Origin of the sequence: Geopsychrobacter electrodiphilus DSM 16401 (genome assembly GCF_000384395.1) — a bacterium.
Lineage (GTDB): Bacteria > Desulfobacterota > Desulfuromonadia > Desulfuromonadales > Geopsychrobacteraceae > Geopsychrobacter > Geopsychrobacter electrodiphilus.
This window is the reverse complement of record NZ_ARWE01000001.1, coordinates 3,590,265-3,609,749: the sequence shown is the minus strand read 5'-3', so window position 1 is coordinate 3,609,749 and position 19,485 is coordinate 3,590,265. Positions and strand designations below refer to the sequence as shown.

The 19,485-nt window shown below is 58.7% G+C and carries 19 protein-coding genes; all 19 read right to left on the bottom strand.

Features of this window, described 5'->3' with window-relative positions:
• Positions 1-53: 53 nt before the first annotated feature.
• Positions 54-845, bottom strand: coding sequence for a universal stress protein (locus D888_RS0116960; RefSeq protein ID WP_020677770.1), 792 nt, complete (start codon positions 843-845; stop codon positions 54-56).
• A 113-nt stretch (positions 846-958) separates the two neighbouring features.
• A complete protein-coding gene (locus D888_RS0116955; RefSeq protein ID WP_020677769.1) occupies positions 959-1,813 on the bottom strand; it encodes a 3-hydroxybutyryl-CoA dehydrogenase in 855 nt (284 codons plus the stop codon).
• Positions 1,814-1,955: 142 nt separating this feature from the next.
• Positions 1,956-3,131, bottom strand: a complete 1,176-nt coding sequence (locus D888_RS0116950; RefSeq protein ID WP_020677768.1) for a thiolase family protein — start codon at positions 3,129-3,131, stop codon at positions 1,956-1,958.
• Positions 3,132-3,247: 116 nt separating this feature from the next.
• The gene (locus D888_RS0116945) at positions 3,248-4,159 is read right to left on the bottom strand and encodes an electron transfer flavoprotein subunit alpha/FixB family protein (RefSeq protein WP_020677767.1); all 912 of its coding nucleotides are present in this window, start codon (positions 4,157-4,159) and stop codon (positions 3,248-3,250) included.
• Positions 4,160-4,174: 15 nt separating this feature from the next.
• Positions 4,175-4,945: an electron transfer flavoprotein subunit beta/FixA family protein gene (locus tag D888_RS0116940; protein WP_020674510.1), complete on the bottom strand. Its 771-nt coding sequence runs from the start codon at positions 4,943-4,945 to the stop codon at positions 4,175-4,177.
• Positions 4,946-5,109: 164 nt separating this feature from the next.
• Entirely contained in the window at positions 5,110-7,083 is a 1,974-nt protein-coding gene (locus D888_RS0116935; RefSeq protein ID WP_020677766.1) for a (Fe-S)-binding protein, read from the bottom strand.
• Between the two features lie 199 nt (positions 7,084-7,282).
• Complete coding sequence (locus tag D888_RS0116930; protein WP_020677765.1) at positions 7,283-7,861, bottom strand: TetR/AcrR family transcriptional regulator; 579 nt, start codon at positions 7,859-7,861, stop codon at positions 7,283-7,285.
• Positions 7,862-8,023: 162 nt separating this feature from the next.
• Positions 8,024-9,298 carry a nickel-dependent lactate racemase family protein gene (locus D888_RS0116925; protein WP_020677764.1) on the bottom strand — a complete coding sequence of 425 codons (1,275 nt, stop codon included), beginning with the start codon at positions 9,296-9,298 and terminating at the stop codon, positions 8,024-8,026.
• Positions 9,299-9,412: 114 nt separating this feature from the next.
• Positions 9,413-9,607: a hypothetical protein gene (locus D888_RS0116920; protein WP_020677763.1), complete on the bottom strand. Its 195-nt coding sequence runs from the start codon at positions 9,605-9,607 to the stop codon at positions 9,413-9,415.
• A 96-nt stretch (positions 9,608-9,703) separates the two neighbouring features.
• The gene (locus D888_RS0116915; protein WP_020677762.1) at positions 9,704-10,261 is read right to left on the bottom strand and encodes a helix-turn-helix domain-containing protein; all 558 of its coding nucleotides are present in this window, start codon (positions 10,259-10,261) and stop codon (positions 9,704-9,706) included.
• A gap of 63 nt (positions 10,262-10,324) precedes the next feature.
• On the bottom strand, positions 10,325-11,251 hold the full coding sequence (locus tag D888_RS0116910) for a thiamine pyrophosphate-dependent enzyme (protein WP_083928895.1): 927 nt from the start codon (positions 11,249-11,251) through the stop codon (positions 10,325-10,327).
• Positions 11,248-12,408, bottom strand: coding sequence for a hypothetical protein (gene porA, locus D888_RS22135; protein WP_020677760.1), 1,161 nt, complete (start codon positions 12,406-12,408; stop codon positions 11,248-11,250). Before porA ends, D888_RS0116910 begins: the two co-directional genes overlap by 4 nt.
• On the bottom strand, positions 12,398-14,692 hold the full coding sequence (locus D888_RS0116900) for an FAD-dependent oxidoreductase (protein WP_020677759.1): 2,295 nt from the start codon (positions 14,690-14,692) through the stop codon (positions 12,398-12,400). Before D888_RS0116900 ends, porA begins: the two co-directional genes overlap by 11 nt.
• A 301-nt stretch (positions 14,693-14,993) precedes the next feature.
• Entirely contained in the window at positions 14,994-15,584 is a 591-nt protein-coding gene (locus D888_RS23385) for a helix-turn-helix domain-containing protein (protein WP_020677758.1), read from the bottom strand.
• Positions 15,585-15,611: 27 nt separating this feature from the next.
• Positions 15,612-16,427 carry a crotonase/enoyl-CoA hydratase family protein gene (locus D888_RS0116890; protein ID WP_020677757.1) on the bottom strand — a complete coding sequence of 272 codons (816 nt, stop codon included), beginning with the start codon at positions 16,425-16,427 and terminating at the stop codon, positions 15,612-15,614.
• 12 nt (positions 16,428-16,439) lie between these two features.
• Positions 16,440-17,351: a thiamine pyrophosphate-dependent enzyme gene (locus D888_RS0116885; RefSeq protein WP_020677756.1), complete on the bottom strand. Its 912-nt coding sequence runs from the start codon at positions 17,349-17,351 to the stop codon at positions 16,440-16,442.
• Positions 17,348-18,559, bottom strand: coding sequence for a transketolase C-terminal domain-containing protein (locus tag D888_RS0116880; RefSeq protein WP_020677755.1), 1,212 nt, complete (start codon positions 18,557-18,559; stop codon positions 17,348-17,350). The genes D888_RS0116885 and D888_RS0116880 overlap by 4 nt, the downstream gene beginning before the upstream one ends.
• Complete coding sequence (locus tag D888_RS0116875; protein ID WP_020677754.1) at positions 18,552-18,863, bottom strand: 4Fe-4S binding protein; 312 nt, start codon at positions 18,861-18,863, stop codon at positions 18,552-18,554. Before D888_RS0116875 ends, D888_RS0116880 begins: the two co-directional genes overlap by 8 nt.
• Positions 18,856-19,449 carry a 2-oxoacid:acceptor oxidoreductase family protein gene (locus D888_RS0116870; RefSeq protein WP_020677753.1) on the bottom strand — a complete coding sequence of 198 codons (594 nt, stop codon included), beginning with the start codon at positions 19,447-19,449 and terminating at the stop codon, positions 18,856-18,858. The genes D888_RS0116875 and D888_RS0116870 overlap by 8 nt, the downstream gene beginning before the upstream one ends.
• Positions 19,450-19,485: the final 36 nt, after the last annotated feature.

Below are 19,485 nucleotides of genomic sequence, written 5' to 3'. Positions count from 1 at the left end.
ACTCCTTGACTGATATGGGTTGGGGCTGGCAGTCGTCGCCGTAACGCTGTGTCTCAACTCGACATCAGCACCGGAATCGTCATCTGTTTCAATAATTGAGTGGCCAGCGGGGCCGGTGAGGAGGGGAGCGCGCCGCCAGCGACGAGCAGATCGATCCCCTCTTCGGCCGCGCGATTCAGCAAGGCATCGCCAAAACTGATGCCTTGGATCGGTCGCGATTCGGTCGTTGTGTCAATCCCGTGAAGGGCCAGAAAGCCAGCCAATTTTTTCAGAGTTTTTTCGCCCAGGACAGACTCTGTATTGTTGGTGGCAAAGCTGAGCAGATGGACCGAATCAGCCTGAGTCAAAAGTGGTAGCGCATCGGCAACGGCACGCGCCGAGGCCCGCCCCGAGCGCCAGGCAACCATGGCCCGCCGGCCGATTTGCAGAAAATTCCCGGCAAACGGGATGGTCAGGATCGGACGTCCCGAGGTCAGAATCAGTTTTTCCGGCAGATCCCGTGGGATTGCTGAGGAGGCCCCGGCGTCTGCGGCGGGTTGTCCGATGATCGTCAGGTCGCTGAAAAAGGACTGATAATTCAGGCGCGCGGAAAGCAGTTGCTGCTCAAGCTCTTCGGCTTCCGCCACCCAGTTGAAGGTCACACCGGCGTTGAGTGCTTTTTCACGACATTCAGCAAGGGTCTCAATATGATGTTGTCCGACCTGCTGAACCAGATAGGGCATCGAGGTGGCATAGTAGCCATTGAGGCAGGCCTGCTGGCGTTTGGCCAAATCAAGTGCGAGATCAAATCGGCCTGGACTCCGCGATGACTGGTCAAGGTGCACCAGAATACTTTTGTAAGCCATGCTCTCCTCCTGAGGTTAATTGCTGATGGCGGCGCAAAAGCTTGTCAACTGCGGTGTTGCTGCATTTGGCGTTTTTTGCTTAGCCATTCAATCTGATACTTTTTACGCAAGCATCAGTTGCTGTATTCGAAAAAGCCCTTGCCGCTTTTTTTGCCAAGCCAGCCGGCTTTGACCATTTTGCGCAACAGGGGACAGGGCCGGTACTTGCTGTCAGCGAATCCTTCGTAGAGCACCTCCATGATCGCCAGGCAGGTATCCAGGCCGATAAAGTCGGCCAGAGTCAGGGGCCCCATGGGGTGTGCCATGCCGAGTTTCATGACCGTATCGATCGATTCGGCGTCGGCGACCCCTTCGTAGATACAGTAGATCGCCTCGTTGATCATCGGCATCAGGAGTCGGTTGGCAATGAATCCTGGATAGTCATTGACCTCGACCGGAACCTTGCCCATCCGCTCGGAGAGCTCTTTGACTCTGGCGTAGGTGTCATCGCTGGTGGCGATGCCGCGGATCACCTCGACCAGCTTCATCACCGGCACCGGGTTCATGAAGTGCATGCCGATCACCAGCTCCGGGCGTTTGGTGACCGCCGCGAGTTCGGTGATCGGGAGCGAGGAGGTGTTGCTGGCGAGGATCACACCAGGCTTGGCGACCAGGTCAAGGGTGCGGAAAATCTTCTCCTTGAGCGCCATGTTCTCGGTCGCGGCCTCGATGACCAGATCGACTCCGGCGGCGTCCTTCAAATCGGTGGAGGGGATCAGCCGGGCCAGGATTTCGGTCTTTTTCTCGGCGGTGATTCGTCCCTTGGCTATATTTTTGTCGAGCAGACCGCTGATAAAGCTCAGGCGTTTGTCAATGAAACCCCGGTCGATGTCGTTGAGTACCACCTGCAGTCCCGCTTCGGCTGCGACCTGAGCAATACCGCCGCCCATCTGGCCGGCCCCGATGACCATGATTTTGCTGATTGCCATTCTTCTTACTCCCTATTGAAAAGTTACCGCTTGCGCTCACTCAAGACGCAAAGTGCGCAAAGAGATTATCTTCAGAGCGAAGATCTTTGTTGCTGATCAGTTGCGATTCTTTGCGTCCTCCGCGTCTTTGCGGTGATCGTTGTTAAATCCTCTCGATTATCGCCGAGACAGCTTCACCGCCACCGATGCACAGAGTCGCCAGGCCGTAACGCTGCTGGCGCTGTTCCAGGCCGTTGAGCAGGGTGGTCACCAGGCGTGCGCCGCTGGCGCCGACCGGATGGCCAATGGCACAGGCGCCGCCATTGATGTTGACCTTGTTGCGGTCGAGGCCGAGCTGGCGGATGGCGATCATGGTAACGGCGGCGAAGGCCTCGTTGATCTCGAACAGGTCGATCTGCTCCGTTGTCAGCCCGGCCTTGGCACATGCGCGTTCGATGGCGCCAACCGGAGCTTCGGGAAAGTTATCGGGATGCAGGCTGTTGGTGGCGTAGGCGACCAGGCGTGCGCGCGGTTTAAGTCCGAACTTTTCGACCGCGGCCTTGCTCGCGAGCATGACGAAAGATGCGCCATCGCTGATGGTTGAGGCGTTGCCGGCAGTTAGAGTGCCGTCTTTGCGGAAGGCCGGGCGTAGTGAAGTGAAGCGGTCAAAGTCGACACGGAAGGGGTCTTCATCCTTATCGAAGACGACATCGCCTTTGCGCGTCTGCTTTATGACCGGAACAATTTCAGACGCCAGCAGTCCTTCGGTAATGGCATGCTGGGCGCGCCGGTAGGAATCGAGGGCATACTCGTCCTGATCTGCGCGGCTGATGGCGAGGCGGGCGATAACCTCCTCGGTGACTTCCCCCATGTGGCGCCCGGTAAAAGGGTCGCGCAGGGCGTCATGAATGAGCAGGTCGATCGCTTCGGCGTTCCCCATGCGCATGCCGTAGCGCGCTGTCGGCAGACAGTAGGGAGCAAGCGACATGTTCTCCATGCCGCCGGCGATGGAGAATTGATCGTCACCCAGGCGGATACTGTCGGCGGCGAGCATGATAGCCTTAAGCCCGCTGCCGCAGACTTTGTTGATGGTCATTGCCGGAATGTTGTCGGGCAGTCCGGCGGCGCGCATTGCCTGACGTGCGGGCGCCTGACCGACGCCGCCCTGAATCACCTGGCCGGCGATGAATTGATCGATCTGGTCGGCGGCAACTCCAGTTTTGGCGAGCAGCGCCTTAACCACGGTTGCGGCTAATTGTGGTGCCGGGACATCAGCCAGACCGCCACCAAAACTGCCAAAGGGGGTGCGCAGCGCCTCGATTATGAATACGTCCTGCATGAGCGTTTGTCCTTTCAGTTAGGAAAATCCTTTTTCATCACAGAGGGCAATAACCCCAAAGAACTTCTTGCCGATCTCGGTGTCCTCTGTGCTCTCCGTGGTACCCTGCTCTCGTTTTAGCCAGCCAGTTTTGCAGTCAAGGCCGGCGCAAATTGTTTGATATCGGCCACCACCAGTACGTCGGCGACTTCGCCGATGGGGGCGTCCTTGTCGGTGTTGATCGCGAGGATGAACTCCGATTTCTTCATCCCGGCCAGATGCTGGATCGCGCCCGAGATGCCGCAGGCCACATAGAGCTTGGGCGAGACCACCTGGCCGGTGGTGCCGACCTGCCGGTCATGGGGTGCCCAGCCGGCGTCGACCACCGGGCGACTGGCGCCGTATTCGCCGCCCAAGGCTTCGGCCAGCGCCTGAATCATGGCGACGTTCTCCGGTTTGCCGACTCCGCGTCCGGCGCTGACGATGATCTCGGCCTTGCCCAGATCGACCTGTCCCGCTTCGGCCTGCTCGTATCCCAGGAATTCGCTCTGCGCCGGGGTGCTGGTGGTCAGCTTCTCCACCTGGGGAGCGCCGCTCTGTTCAGCCGGCATGAACGCTCCGGCCTGCAGGGTGATGACACTCTTGCCGGTGGCGGCCTTCACCGTGCGCCGCAGCTTGGCGTTGCAGGCCGGGAGCAGATAGCCATCCCCCTTGATCTCCACCACCTCGGAGAGTTGCGCCGCGCCCAGCGCCAAGGCCACCCGCGGTGCCAGATCCCAGCCGCTGCTCGAATGAAGAAAGACCACCGTATCGGCGTTGGCTTTATCAACCGCATCCAGAATCAGCTGCTTGTGCAGCGCCGGGTTGTATTCCCCGACTGTGGCGACATCGGCCAGATAAAGCTTGGCGTTCACCTGGGGCAGGGCGGCTTCCGTCCCGACCAGGAACAGCTCGAACTCACAGCCGAGTTTCTGGGCGAAGCCGACCAGCTCGTAGGTCGACTCCAGCAGTTTTCCTTCTCTATATTCTCCAACCAGTAATGCTTTCATGGTTCACTCCTGTATTTATAAAACGGATGTCTTCTCTTTCAGGATCCCGATCACCTTGTCGACCAGCTCGCCGATCTCCCCTTCGAGGACCAGGGCTGAACCCTTCTTCTCCGGGTACGCGAGGGCGAGGGTCGTAAGGCGGGCTTCATCCTTCAGCAGCTCGCCAATCGGAATCTCGAGCAGCTCCTTCTTCTTCGCCTTCATGATGTTCGGCAGGGTCGGGTAACGCGGGGTGTTGAGGCCCAGCTGGCAGGTCACCAGCGCCGGGGTACTCGCCTTGACCGCCGCTCTTAAGCCGCCTTCGAGTTCACGCCGCACCGTTATGCTGCCGTCGGTGTATTCAAATTCGACTGCGGTGGTCAGGACCGGAATTCCGAGCAGTTCGGCAACCAGCACCCCGACCTGACCGCTGCCGCGATCCTGCGACTGCATGCCGGTGAAGATGACGTCGAAGCTTTTGTCTTTGGCGAAGGCGGCGATGCTGCTGGCGATCTGGAAAGAATCTTTCTCGGCCGCCGCCGGATCGACAATATTCACCGCCCGCTCGCAGCCCATGGCCAGCGCCTTCTTGAGCGCCTCCTTGACCCGCGCCGGACCGATACTGAGCACCGTCAGATCGGCATCGCCGAGCTGCTCCTTGAGCTTGACCGCCTGCTCGACGGCGAACTCGTCATACTCGTTGATGCGCCAGGCGAGATCGCTCTCTTCGAACCAGGTGCCGCTGGCGGCGACCTTGAAGCGTGATTCCATGTCGGGAACCTGTTTGATACAGACCAGAATGTTCATTCCTTGACCTCCTGTTTAAAGTCTTTTTTTTTCACCACGGAGAACATGGAGGACACCGAGAAAACCCATCTTTTTGGTTTTATCCAAGAGCCTTGCCTGTGTGTTGACCTTCCTCTGTGTTCTCTGTGGCCTCCGTGGTGAAGCTTGTCTTTTAAAGGTTATCCCTAAATTCGCTCGGCCAGAATCTCTAGCAGGTCGAGCGGTTTCAGTTGTTCATCGAGATCGGCACCCTTGATGCCGTCTTCGAACATGCTCATACAGAAGGGGCAGCTTGATACCAGCGTCGGGGCCCCGGTCTCGGCGGCCATGGTCGCGCGCTTCTGATTCATGCGCGTTCCCAGCTTCTCTTCGGCCAGAATCCGCCCGCCGCCAGCGCTGCAGCAGAAGCTTTCGGCCTGGTTCTTCTCCATCTCGCGAATGCTGGCTCCGGCTGCCTGCAAGAGCTGCCGCGGGGCTTCGTAAAGATTGTTATGGCGGCCGAGGTAGCAGCTGTCGTGGTAGGTGCAGTCGAGGCTGGCGGGCTTGAGTTTGAGCTTACCGCTGTTCAGCAGTTCCGCAAGGAAACTGTTGGCGTGTTCAACCGGCAGCTCCAGCCCGAGATCGACATAATCTTTACTTAAGGTGTTGAAGCAGTGCGGACAGGCGGAGACGATGCGCTCAACGCCGGTCGCCTTGATCTGCTCGATGTTCTCCGTTGCAAGCATCTGGTAGAGGTATTCGTTGCCGAGTTTGCGCATCGGCTCGCCGCAGCATTTTTCATCCTTACCCAGAATTCCGACCCTGACCCCGGCGGCGTTACAGAGCTTAATGAAGCTCTTGGCGATCTTCTGATTGCGTTTGTCGAATGATGCGTAGCAGCCGACGAAGTAGAGGATTTCGGCCTTCTCTCCCTTGCTCAGGTCGGCAACCTCCAGTCCTTCGGCCCAGTCGGCGCGGGTGGCGGGGGCCATGGCGAGGGGGTTGCCGTTGACTTCGGTGCTCTCCATTGCCTTGGTCACCTCTTCGCCGGGAAACTCCCCTTCCATCAGCACCAGATTACGGCGCATCTCAACGATCTTCGGCACATGCTCGATGGCTGCCGGGCAGATCTCCTGGCAGGCGCGGCAGGTTGTGCAGCTCCAGAGCACATCGGTGGTGATGGTTTCGATCAGGTTGGCCTCGGGGTTTGTGAAGCTGACCTCGCCGATCTGGTTGACCAGTTTCATCGGCGACAGGGGTTTATCGGTATTCCAGGCCGGACAGCGGTCCTGACAGCGTTTGCAGTAGGTGCAGGCGTCGGCGTCGAAGATATCTTTCCAGAAGAGATCGGCAACCTTGGCGGCACCGAAATGCTCCGCCTCTTCATCCTCCAGATCCAGGGTGCGCAGCTTGCCGGTAGGGCCCAGATCACGGAAGAAGATGTTGGCCGGGGTCAAGAGCAGATGGCGCAGGCGGGTGAAGGGGATGGCGCAGAAAAAACCGAGCACCAGCGCGAAGTGGAACCACCAGAGGCCGCTATGCAGCCCGCGCAGGGCAGAGTCACTCATCCCGGCGAAAGGCTGGGCGAAGAGCAGACCGACCGGTGACCACCAGCTTAGGCTGGTGCCCATTTCGGTGGCGGCCATGCGCAGCCCCTCGACCAGAAAACCGGTGAAGAGGATCGCAAGCAGCAGCAACAGCATCAGAGCATTATCGCCGACCGTCGGCAGATCCTTGGGCCGCAGCAGATAGCGGCGTACCGCCAGTCCCAGCAGCATGAGAATCGCGGCCAGACCGGCGATATCCAGCACGATGGAAAAGAGCAGATAGAAGTTGCCGGTCAGAAAGCGCACACCGAAGAGAGGATGAAGCACATCCGCCTGGATAAACACCAGGGTGGTGCCGATGGTCAGCAACACGAAACCGAAGAAGAACAGCCCGTGGGCGGTCCCGGCACCCGCAACCCGCAGCACCCGCGCCTGCAAAAAGACGTCGCGCAGCACCCCGGTCAGACGCACCCCGGGCTGATCGGTACGGTCGAGGGCCTGCCCCAGCCGGTATGTCACGAGGCGTTTGCGCAGCCCCCAGATCAACACACCGAAGGCGGCAAATACCAGCAGATACATCGGAATCAGCACTGAGTGGCCGACGTTCCAGTAGATTTCGCGGGTCAGTTCCATGTGGTCCATCCTGTCAGTTTTGCTATCCGTTAATTGAAAGATAGCAAGGAAAATACCAACCGCCGGGCTGGTGAAGTTGACATCAGCTTATAGAGGTAACTGTCTGTAATCATAATCAAATTATGCGTAACTCTGGTTTTGGGGCTGCTGTAGCTGACTGTCTCGTTGGTGACAGATTTTCACTTTTGTTTACACCACGTCAGCGCGGGAGCAGGCCGTTACAGAGCAGCCTGATATAGGCTTCGCCGATCTGGGGAACGCTCAAGCTTCCTTGCGGTTTAAACCAGGTCGAGACCCCCGCACACATCTTGATCAGGGCTCGGGTATAGAGTTTTGGCTCGTCCAATTGCCAACCCTCTTCGGACTTGCCGTCGATCAGGATCTGCTCGATGATTTTTTGATAGCGATCCCGCTTCTCTACCACCTTGAGGTAGTTTTCCGGGGTCAGGTTGCGCAATTCTTCGTCGGTGATGTAGGTCTGATCAGGGCCGGTGACATGATATTCAATATGAAAATTGATGGTCTTGCGCAGTTTCTCCGAAGGCGTTCGGGTATCGGCCAAGCGTTCGGTCAGACGCTCGATCATATCGGTCATGGTGTGGTCCATCAGTTGGAAGAGGATCTCCTGTTTCGAGGCGAAGTGGTGGTAGATGCTCCCCCCCTGAATGCCGGCCCGGCGCGCCAGCTCACGCAGGTTCGCACCCGGATAGCTTTTTTCGCGGAATAGGTGAGCCGCTTCCTGCAGGATGATCTCGCGCCGTGGAATTGTTTCAGCCATGTCTTCTCCGTGAGCAAACCTAACGTTTGTTAGGTACAATACCAAACGGCATTTCCATGTCAAGTCTAAAGTTGCTTCAATTCGGCAGAGCCGGGGTTAATCGTTAGAGTCAGACGCTATGATTCAGGAGCACTCAGATGACGGGAGACTTCAGCACAAGGCTTAATCGACCTTGAGAATCAGTAAGGGGCCATCGGGCACAATCGCCCACCGGGCATCCTGGCCGAAACGTTCCAGCAGTTCGGAAATCGCCTGGTTAATATCGGCAACAGGCCGGAAATGAAAGCGTTTCAGGGTCTCGTCGTCGATCCCTTTGGTGTGGACCCAGATTTCATTTTTCAGCATCACCTGGTAGGTTTCCTGGGCACACCACTGGTCAGGGATGAAGAATTCCTTCTTCATCAATTTATCGATAAAGGCCTGCGGGGTGGTGACCAGCTCAAACACCGCGCGATACTCTTCACTGCCGAATCCTTCGGGGCACTCGCTGGCGATGAGAATTACACCACCTTCGCGGGTTGCGCCGGCCACACCCGAAATCCCCTTGGCGGTCTGGTACAGGTTGCAGTCGAGGGGGGCGCCGGCGTTGGTGGTCACGACAAAATCGAGGGGCGCGTCCAGCGTCCGGACACAATGACGCGAGAGAAACTCGACTCCGGCGAGGTGTGCCTTGACCGGATGTCCGGAAAAAATGCCGGTCACCTTTTTGTCGGTATCGAGGGTGACATTGACAATGAAATCAGCTCCGGCCTGCGCCATGATCGCCAGCCCGGCTTCGTGGAAAGGGTTCCCCTGCAGAACTCCGTAGCGGGTTTGCGGATGGGCCACCATCTCGGGTCCGTGCATGAACTCCAGCGTCTTCACCGAAGAAATTCCCGGTAAGATTGATTTACGCCCGCCGGAGAATCCGGCCCACATATGCGGCTCGATGAAACCGGTCAGAATCTTCAGGTCGGCGGCCAGATAATGCTTGTTGACCAGGGCCGGAACCCCGTCGCCGATATGTCCGACCAGCAGCATCTCATCTGTATTTTTGGAGAAGTGATTGATAATGCGACAGGAGGTCGCAATCTCTTTACCGACCAGGCGTTCCAGCTCTTCCCCCTCGTTGGGGCGATGGATTCCGGTCGCAATCAGAATGGTGATTTTTGCGGCGGGGATGCCCGCCGCTTTCAGCTGTTGAATGATGATCGGCAGCAGCAGGGCGTTTGGCACCGGCCGGGTTATGTCACTGATGACAATGAGCGCATCAGCCTTGCCCTGCGCCAGCTCTTTGAGGGACCTGGACGCAATCGGCTGAGTAAGGGATCGGAATACCGCTTCAGCTGGCTCCGCCAAAACCTCGGCGTCTTGAGGATAAAGGACACCGATGAAATTCGGCGTTTCAGGAAACTCGAGATTCAGTCCTTGATGACCGTATTTGATGTGGGTCTGCATGGCTCATCCCCGTTTCGGTTGGCAAGCGCGGCTGGATCTCGTTCGTCTCAGAGCCAGGAGACCATCACATCAACAGGCTCCAAAGCGTGCTTTCTCCCTTTACCCCGAAAAGCCCTAGGCTTTTGAAAACGAAATTGGGTTGCAGAGGTTTTTGATGTTGTGCGCAACGGCATTGCAGTTGAGGCAGATATAGCCGGGATCGGTCATGAGCGCCGAGACTTCCTTCTGCCTTCCTTCGGTTCTTAACTGACAGATATGCAGGTGATGGCCTGCCGAATCCTTACATTCTGGCATTATGGGTTCTGACATAGATCCTCCGATAAATGGGTTTCTGTTAGCTACTATAGCATCCTGCAGGCAACCTGAGCCATCAGTCCGCCCCGACAGCCCACCTTTGAAAAATCGTCACGCCGAGCTGACCACCGCCAGCATCTGCGCCGGACTGGTTCCCAAGCCATGGAAGCGGTGCTTGAGGGAGGCATTCAGATAGGCGCTGTCCCCTTGTTCAAGATGGTATTCCTTGCCGGCATAGAAAAGCTCTATCCTGCCTGACACAATATAGACAAACTCCTGGCCGTCGTGGGCAATCGGCGGACCTTTTGGTGCATGGGGATCAAAGGTCAGCATGAACGGCTCCATGACGTGACCAACAGTGCCCGGTCGGGTCAGGGTGGCGTAGGCGTAGCCCTGCTCGGTGTTCCCCTGCTGTCCGCCGTAGGATGCTCCCGAGCGGCAGATGGTTAACGCTTCGGAGACAGTTCCGCCGCCATGCAGGAGGCCTTCGAACTTGGAGCCCAGAATTCGGGACAGGTTGATGACGACACCCACCGAAGGGACCGCGGTCCCGTCTTCATAGGCTTGTAACTGAGAGAGCTCCAGTCCGGCCAGCTTGCAGACCTCCTGCTGACTCAGCCCCTGGGCCTCGCGTAATTTCTGCACCCGTTCCCCGACGTATTTGCGCATGGTTGTCCTTTCACTGCTTGTTGGTAACTTTCCACATGGCTAAGAAGGCATTCAGGATCCCGGTTAATTCCGTTTAGCCGGCACAATCCGGCCGCTCATCAGGCGCAGGTAATTCCAGTAACGCTCAATGTTCGGTTGCAGGCTCTCTTCGGTGACCCCGGTATTGCGAAAGCGCCGCTGCAGGGAGAGATACATCATCAGCGCCTCGTTGGAAAATTCCGGTTCAATGTTAATTACATAGCGTTCGCCGTCGAACACCTCGAACACCGGGAACAGGCCGGAGCGCACTGCCAGCCGCACCAGTTCGATCCCCATGGCCGGTTCCGATTTCCAGCCGGTCGGGCAGGGGGAGAGTACGTGAAGAAAGCGGAACCCCCTGGCGTCCAGCGCGAACTGGAGTTTACGCAGGGTATCGTCGATGTGGGCCAGAGAGATGGAGGCGGCATAGGGGATGCGGTGGGCCGCCATGATCCCGATGATATCCTTTTTGGTCTCCTGCTTGCCCCGGGGCGTACTGGTGGTCGCGGCGCCGGCCGGGGTTGCCGAGGAGCGCTGACCACCGGTGTTGCCGTAAATTTCGTTATCATAACAGATATAGAGGATATCTTCGTTGCGTTCGGCGGCCGCCGACAGGGTCCCCATGCCGATGTCATAGGTCCCGCCATCACCGGCCAGGCAGATGACCCGCGTCTCTTCGCCGTTCAACTGTGCTACTGCGGCGACGCCGGTGGCCACCGAGGCGGCCGAGGCAAAGGTGGACATGATTGCCGGAATGCCGAAAACGCTCTCCGGAAAACTGCCGCCGGTTACCGCAGCACAGCAGGCGGGTACCACCATCTTCAATTCACGCTCGCCGGTGGCGCGTCTGAGCATCTGCAACAGGTTCGACATGCCACAGCCGCCGCAGTTGCTGTTGCCGGGACGCAGCAGCGGGTCACGGCGGTCCCTGTCAGTGCAGGCCATGCCATTCAGTGCGGGTTCGTTCATCATGCCACCTCCACGATTTGCGGTGCGCCAGATTCATGACGTTGCTCGAGATCAGCGAGCAGGTTGAGCATATGTTCGGGGCGCACGTCGCCGCCAGCCACACCCACCATATAATTCTGCACAATGGCCCCAGGATCGGCGAAGCCACGCACTTCACCCCAGAGCACCCCGCCGAAACCGATGCTGATATCCCGGTCCAAAACGGCGATCCGTTTCTTGCCGGCAAAAATTTTGCGCAACCCCGTGTCCAGCATGGGGCGGAACATCCGCACCCGCACCGCACCCACTGCCTTGCCCTGTTCCCTGAGTTGATCGACCACCCTCTCGGCGGTCACTCCCAGGGTGCCCATGGAGACAAGCAGGGTTTCGGCGTCTTCGGTGCGGTATGTCACCAGCGGATCAGCCGGGCGCCGTCCGAAAATCTCTGCAAAAGAGTTCTGGATCTCGGCATAAATCTGCTCTGCGCCGAGCATCGCCTGATGATGTTGCATGCGGTGCACCACGGACGCATGCGGGGCCTCCATCTGGCCGAGGGTATGGGCGGTCTTATCGAGGCGATGCGGGATATCAGTCAGAGGGAGAAAACGATCGATCTGCTCCTGGCTGGGGACGTCAACCTGCGCCATGGTGTGCGAGAGGATAAAGCCATCCATGCAGCACAGCGCCGGCATCAGCATGCGGGGATCTTCAGCCAGTTTGAAGGCACAGAGCACCGTATCGAAGACCTCTTGATTGTCGGCCGAGTACAGCTGCAGCCAGCCCAGATCGCGCAGCAGCAGCGAATCACCATGATCCGCCCAGATATTCCACGGTGGGCCGAGGGTGCGGTTGGCGACTGACATGACAATCGGCAGGCGATAGCCGGCTGCCGCCACGCAGTTTTCGACCATGTAGGCCAGTCCGTTGGAGCAGGTGGTGGTGAAGGAGCGCGCGCCGGCCGCAGAGGCGCCGATACAGATCCCCATGGCGTTATGTTCGCTGTCGGCCCGGACTACCGTCCCCTTCTCGATCTCCTGCCCGCACAGATATTCCATGCATTCGGTCGATGGGGTGATCGGGTAAACTCCGCTGCAGAAACCCCTGGCCGTGCGGTTAGCCCTGGCCGCGAGGGTGGCCGAGAGAGCCGCGGCATGGTTGGCGCTGATCAATTCAACAGACATCGCTTAATCCTTTATCGTTCAGATCTATGGCCCGCCGCGGGCATTCGGCCACGCAGATCCCACAGCCTTTGCAGTATTCCTCATCGATCCGGTAGCCACCCTCGCTGCGGGAGATAACCCCCTCGGGACAGTAGACCAGGCAGGTATCACACTGGGTGCAGCGACCACAGGAGAAACAGCGCTCGGCCTCCTCCTGGGTAGAGAGCCCCAGATTGACCTCTTCGAAGCTGTGCCGGTAATTCTCCAGCACCTTGTGTCGATCCTGATGCGGGGCGAGGATCGGAAAGTGGGAGAAGCGCACCTGGGCCGGGGCCACCAGCGCACCTGGCCGCAGGGGGAGCGCCTCGGTGTCTGTGCCGTCCAGGCTGGCGAGGGCGGCCAGCGCTGTTAACCGGCCGTTGCCGATGGCGTGGGTCACGGTGCCGTCAGCGGTGGAACAGTCACCGGCAAACCAGATATTGAGGGGTTTATCCGCGGACCAGGCCCTTGCCTCACGCATCTGCCAGGCCTCCGGCAGCAGACCCATGTCGTTCTCCTGACCCAGGGCCAGCAAAACTCTGGAGCAGTTCAGTTCGGTCGTGCGTTCGGTCACCAGCGGGCGACGTCGCCCGTCGGCATCGGCCTCAGCCAGTTCGACCTCGGCCAGCACAATTCCGGCGACGCAACCGACCCCGCGAAAGGCGACCGGCTGGCGCAGGGGGAGCAGCTTCACCCCTTCACGGATGGCGTCATCAATCTCTTCGGCGATTGCTGGCATTTCAGCGCGACTGCGGCGATAAACCAGTTTGACCGAGGAGGCGCCGCTGCGCAGGGCGCTGCGGGCGCAGTCAATGGCAGTGTTGCCGCCACCGATAACCACCAGATCACCGGAGAGCGTCGAGCCTCCCTCACGACTGCGGGCCAGAAAGTCGAGCCCCTGCTCGATGCCGTCGAGGGATTCTCCGGCCGCGGTCAGGGTCATGGCGTCACTGAAACCCTTGCTGACGATGACCGCGTCAAATTCTCGCTGCAGGCGTTTCATTTCCGCCTTGTCGACCGGATGTTCACACTGGCTGCGAATCCCGAGCGAGAGGATGCGCTCAAGGTCGCGCTCCAGAACGTCTTCGGGCAAACGATAGACCGGTATGCCGTAACGCAGAACGCCGCCGAGTTTTTCATTTTTTTCGAAGAGCGTCACCTCGTGTCCACGCAGTGCCAGTTGATAGGCAGCGCTCAGGCCGGCGGGACCGCCTCCGACTACCGCCAGGGTATGCACCTTGTCGGCTTTCTGCGCCGTCAGGCGGATTGCGGAATGGTCCGAGATCCAGCGCTCGAGACTGCGGATATTGACGGCACCGTCCATCTGATTACGATTGCATTCATACATGCAGGGAGCCGGGCACACCCGGCCGCAGACCGAAGGCAGCGCTTGGGTCTTAAGCAAAATCTGCGCTGCGGCATCGGGGCCGGAGGTTTTGAGGGCCTGAATGAAGCCGACCACGTCGTTGCCGGCCGGGCAGGCATGATTGCAGGGGGCGACAAAATCTTCATAACCGGGAAGCTGGGTGCTCCAGTTGCCGGTTTTCAAGCTGGTGACAATATCCTCGGAATGCGCGGTCTGGGGCTTAACCGGCGGCAGACTGGTTTGCAGATCACCGCCCACGGCTATCCCTGTCCCCGCGGAGGAAGGTTGTCGGATACGCACCTTCAGATAAGCCTCCCTGGCAGCCTCAAGGTCATCAGAGAGCCCCATTTTTGCGTAAGCGTCTGCCAGAACTTCAAATGGCAGGCCGAGGAGTTTGGCATAAGCTCCGACCAGGGTGGTGTTGATGATGACTACTGTGCTGGTGCCGATGCCATGCTTGCGTGCGATGCCGGTGGCGTCGATGATCCCGATACGGTAAGCGGCGAACTGCTCGGCATACCTCTCTGCCGGATCGGCACTGTTAAGCAGAATCACCGCACCGGCAGCAACCCCGTCCAGCACCTGGGGCCCGAGCAGGGCAGCATCAAGCACCAGCAGATGATCCGGGCGATAGACCTTGTTGCGGTTTTTGATCGGTTCGCGATCGACCCGGGTAAAGGCACGCACCGGAGCGCCGGAACGTTCGGCGCCATAATCACCGAAGGTTTGTACGTTCAGTCCGGTCTGGGCATAGATCGCCGCGATCAGCTTGGCGCAGGTTACGCCGCCCTGGCCTCCCCGGCCGTGCAGACGAATTTCCAAAGGGAAAGAGATATCGCTGGGTAATTCCGTGCGCGCTGTCTCGGTCAGCGAGGAAGGTTCTGTTTTTTTCTGGGACATGATAGCTCCTGTTCCCCTCGCAGGTTCAATCAGGAAACCTGCCTTAATTGGACCTTAGTCGTTAATTTAGCGAACAAAAAGCCAGGAAGGGGCAGAAGTTACAGGCGTGTTATTTTTCGGGAGATCAACATGAATTATCGCACCACCAAATAAAAATTTCAATACTGCGTTTATTGATTCCGGCATTTACGGATCTTTGACATCTCCATCAAAAAGGCTCGAACTAGTGACAGCTCGAGCCTTTTTGATGGAGAGTAAATTGTTGAGCATCCTGGTCTGGAAAGGAATAGTGCCGTTTTCCTTAAAATATCAGCATATCTTTCCGCGCATAAATCACTGCAAACAGGGTTGCGGTTTGATCGCCGTGGCAGGTTACGACATGCGGCAGGGTTGAATCGTAGTAGATTGAATCGCCGGGGTTGAAGATATCTGTGTGCCCAGCCAGACTGACTTCAACCTGGCCTTCGAGAACGAACAGGATCTCTTCGCCGACGTGCTGGTTAGGCGTCGTGTGCGGGGCACCGGATGGAGTGAGGGTAACGAGAAAGGGTTCCATGTGGCGGTTCTGCTTTTTGTGCCCGAGAGATTCGTAACTGTAACCACCGGAAGTTCTGGTGCTGGATTCGAAGCGTTCGACGGTTTTGTGTTCGTCGCGGCGTACGATGCAGAAGGGAGAATCGGAACTGCCGCCGAGAATTTCACCGATCGGGACATTAAAGACATTGGCCAGACTGACAATCTGCCCCAGTGGAGGAGTCGCCGTTTGTGCCTCGATCGCAGCAAGAACTGTTACCGGGATGGCAGCATCTTGCGCAACCTGTTCGAGTGTCAGCTCCTGCCTTTCGCGCAGGCTTTTGATCTTTTCACCGATATTCAATTGTTTCAGCGACATGGCTAACCTCCTGAAAAAGAGCTCTCACTACTTACCATTAAATGCGGGTGTTCGTTTTTCGATGAAGGCGTTTACCGCTTCAATATGATCCTCGGTCTGATGCGCCATGGCTTGAAAGCTGGCGCACAGGTCGAGAAATTCGGGTAATTCCTGGCTCTGGCCGAGTCTGAGCAGGCGCTTGGTCAAGCGCAGCGCCTGGGGCGGTTTGGTGGCGATCTTGGCGGCCAGTGCGCGGGCGCTGGTGAGCAGTTCATCTTCGGCGACCACATCGAGCAGCAGACCCAACTCTTTGGCTTCATCGGCCTTGACCAGTCGTCCGCTAAAGATCAGCTCTGCGGCGCGTTGAGCGCCGACAATCCGCGGTAAAAACCAGGCGCCGCCGTCACCGGGGACAATGCCGAGGTTGAGAAAGGTTTCTCCGAGCAGCGCCTTGTTTGAACCGATGCGCAGGTCACACATGCAGGCCAGATCCATCCCTGCACCGATCGCCGGACCGTTGATCGCTGCGATCAGCGGAATTTCACAGCGTTGCATGGCCAGCGGCAACTGCTGGATGCCGCGCCGGTACTGATCCTGAATCTGCAGCGTTGAACCGGCAAAGATCCCCTCCCGATCACGCATCTGCTTGATGTTCCCCCCGGCGGAGAAAGCGGAGCCCGACCCGGTTAGAATCAGGACCGAAACCTCCTGGTTATGGTTGCACCAGTCGAGTATCGCGACGATCTCTTCGACCAGCGCAGTACCGGTCAGGGCGTTGCGCACGTCTTCGCGATTGAAAGTGAGTTCGGCAACCCGGTTGTTTATGCTGAGCAGGGTGTCGGTTAAAAGCGGTGGGGCGTGCATATCAGGTCCCTTTCACCTCTCGCCGGAGTCTTTGCGGTAGGTAGCCCATTTCTGATCCACCTGCGCCTGAATGCCGCGGACCTGCTCTGGCGAAAGAGCCTTGAAGCGTACCTGCATGCTCAAATAGTCTTCAACCGGCCGCAGCTTCTCCTGCTTCAGGAGTTTCAGCGACGGCTCGGAGAGGGTTTTCTGCCCGTTCTCGATTTCATACAGATCAAACAGGCCGCACTCGACCGCGGCCTTGCCGATCTTGATCGTCATCCGTTCTTCACAGCCCCAGCCTGGTGGACAGGGGGTCTGAATATGAAAGTATTTCAGCCCGCGCATCTCTTTGGCCTTGAGCAGCTTGTCGTGAAAGTCGAGGGGGTAGCTGGCCGAACAGGTCGCGACATAAGTCGGATTGTGGGCCGCGACGATGGCCGGCAGATTTTTCCCCTGTTCCTTCTTGCCGGTATAGGGGGTGGTGGTGGTCAGGCCGCCCTGCGGCGTGGTGCCTGAGCGTTGCACCCCGGTGTTCATGTAGGCTTCGTTGTCGTAGCAGATATAGATAATGTCTTCGCCGCGCTCGAGGGCACCGGAGAGGGCCTGAATGCCGATGTCCGAGGTGCCGCCGTCACCCGCCCAGGCGACGACCTGGGTCGGTTTGCCCAGGCGTTTCATGGCGGCGCGCACGCCGGTGGCGACCGCGGCGGTCGAGGCGAAGGTGCAGTTGAAGATCGGCATCTGCGAGGCGGAGATCGGGTAGAGCCCCTGCATGACCGTCATGCAGCTGGGTGGTACGACGAAGATGCAGTCGCGCCCCAGCGCCTTGAGGCCGATGCGGTAGAGCAGGCTCATGCTGCACCCGGAACAGGCGCGGTTACCCGGGTAAACAAACTCTTCTGTGGTCAGATTGACGGCTGTGGTTCTGGCAGTTGTCTTCATAGTTGTAATCCCATCCATTGCGGCGTATCGATCTGCTCCGGTGTGGCCGCATCCTGTTGCAGGCAGGCGGCTTTCAGGGTCTGGTAGAGGTCGCTGGTCGGAATATCGCGTCCGCCCAGGCCGACAATGACGTTCGAAAGTTGCGGCCGGTTGGGGTAGGGGTAGAGTGCTGATTTCAGGTCACTATAGAGCGCACCCTGATTGCCGTAGCTGAGACCCTTTTCATAGACCATTACCCTTTTGGCCGATTGCAGGGCGATGGCGAGATGTCCCGTCGGAAAGGGGCGATAGACCTGTACCGCTAGCACGCCGACCTTGATGCCCTCTGCGCGCAGACGTTCAACAACTTCGCGGAACTGGTTGGCCAGGCTCCCCATGGCGACCACGATGAAATCGGCATCTTCACACAGAAAGGGGTCGAGAATCGGCGCGCCGCCGCGACCGAACCGCTTTTGGTAATCGGCGTCGATCTCCTCGAGCACGGTCAGCGCGTCGCGCATCTCCTGATGCAGGTTGTGGCGGATGTCCATGTAGCCGCCCTGTTTGACGCCGTGAATATCGTTGCGTGCATCAGGTAGGGTGACGGTGTTCAAGCTTTCAGGGTGCTCCGGGTCGAGGGCATGTTTGTAGGCGTATGCCGGCAGGAAATCCTGCACCGCCTGGGCCTCGGGGAGTTCGAACGGCATGTAGGTGTGTGACAGGTAATAGCCGTCGTAGTTGACCATCACCGGGATATGCACCAGCTCGGCGAGGCGGAAGGCCTTGAGGCAGATGTCGACGATCTCCTGATGATCCTTGGCGAAGAGCTGAATCCAGCCGGTGTCGCGCTGGCTCATGGCGTCCTGATGATCGTTCCACACCGACCAGGGCGCGCCGATGCCGCGGTTGACCACGCACATCACCAGAGGCAGGCGCGCGCCGGCCGCCCAGTGAAGCTGCTCGCTCATGTAGAGCAGACCGTTGGACGAGGTCGCGGTGAAGGCGCGCACCCCGGCGCTGGCGGCGCCGATGCAAACGCCCATGGCGCTGTGTTCGCTCTCGACCGCGACATACTCGGCGTCCATCTTGCCGGCGGCGATCAGCTCTGAGAGCTTCTCGGTCAAGGGTGTCTGCGGGGTGATCGGGTAGGCGGCGATTACTTCAGCGGCGGCGAGCTGTACCGCCAGCGCCGCGGCGTTGTTGCCGGAGTCGATGCGTTGCTTACTCATTGTCGCCCCCTCCCGCGAAGTTTTCTTCGGCGACCATGGTGATCGCCTGGGCCGGACACTCCTCGGCGCAGATCCCGCACCCCTTACAGTATTGCAGGTCGAATTCTGGCTTGATCGCCTTGCTCACGGTGCTGTCGGGGCAGTAGAGCCAGCAGAGGTGGCAGGCGTGTTTGCCGGTTTTGGCCGGGATGCAGCGGTTGTAGTCAATGATCGGGCGTTCGACGCGCCAGGAGCCGGTGCGTCCGGCGTCGCCGGGACCGGGGGTACTGGCGGTGGTCAATATTTTAAAACGGGAATCAGGCATGCACGCCTCCTTGTGCCGGTTCGCAGATCTCGGTGGCGTCATAGGCCAGTTGAGCAGCTTTGGCGTTTTCATCGGGTTTGCGTCCAGTAAATTCAGCAACGATGCAGCTGGTGAGCATCTCGATAGCGACCAGTCCGCTCGCTTTGCCGAGTGCGCCGATGATGCCGCTGTTGACGATCCCCTTGCGCAGCCCGGCTTCTTCGCCGAGGCGGGTAACATTGACCACGGCGACGCGAAAATCGGCCTGCTGGTGTTTGCTGGCCGGGTGGGGTGAATTGATGATCAACAGTCCGCCAGGTTTGAGTCCGGCGGTGACGTTGACCTCATTCAAGATCAGATGATCCAGTACCACGACAATATCCGGGGTCTGGATCGGCGAGAGGTCATAGATCTTGGTGCGTGAAATTTTGAGTGAGGTTGATACTGGCGCGCCGCGGCGTTCGGTGCCGAAGCTCGGCGCCATGACAACCCCGGCATAACCGGACTTGAAGGTCGCTTCGGCCACCACCTTGGCGGCAGTAATCGCACCCTGACCGCCGCGGCCGTGCCAACGGATCTGGATCATTTTTTGTGTGGGGGTCTGCATGTCTGCTCCCTGATGAAAATGAATGACGGTGTTTTT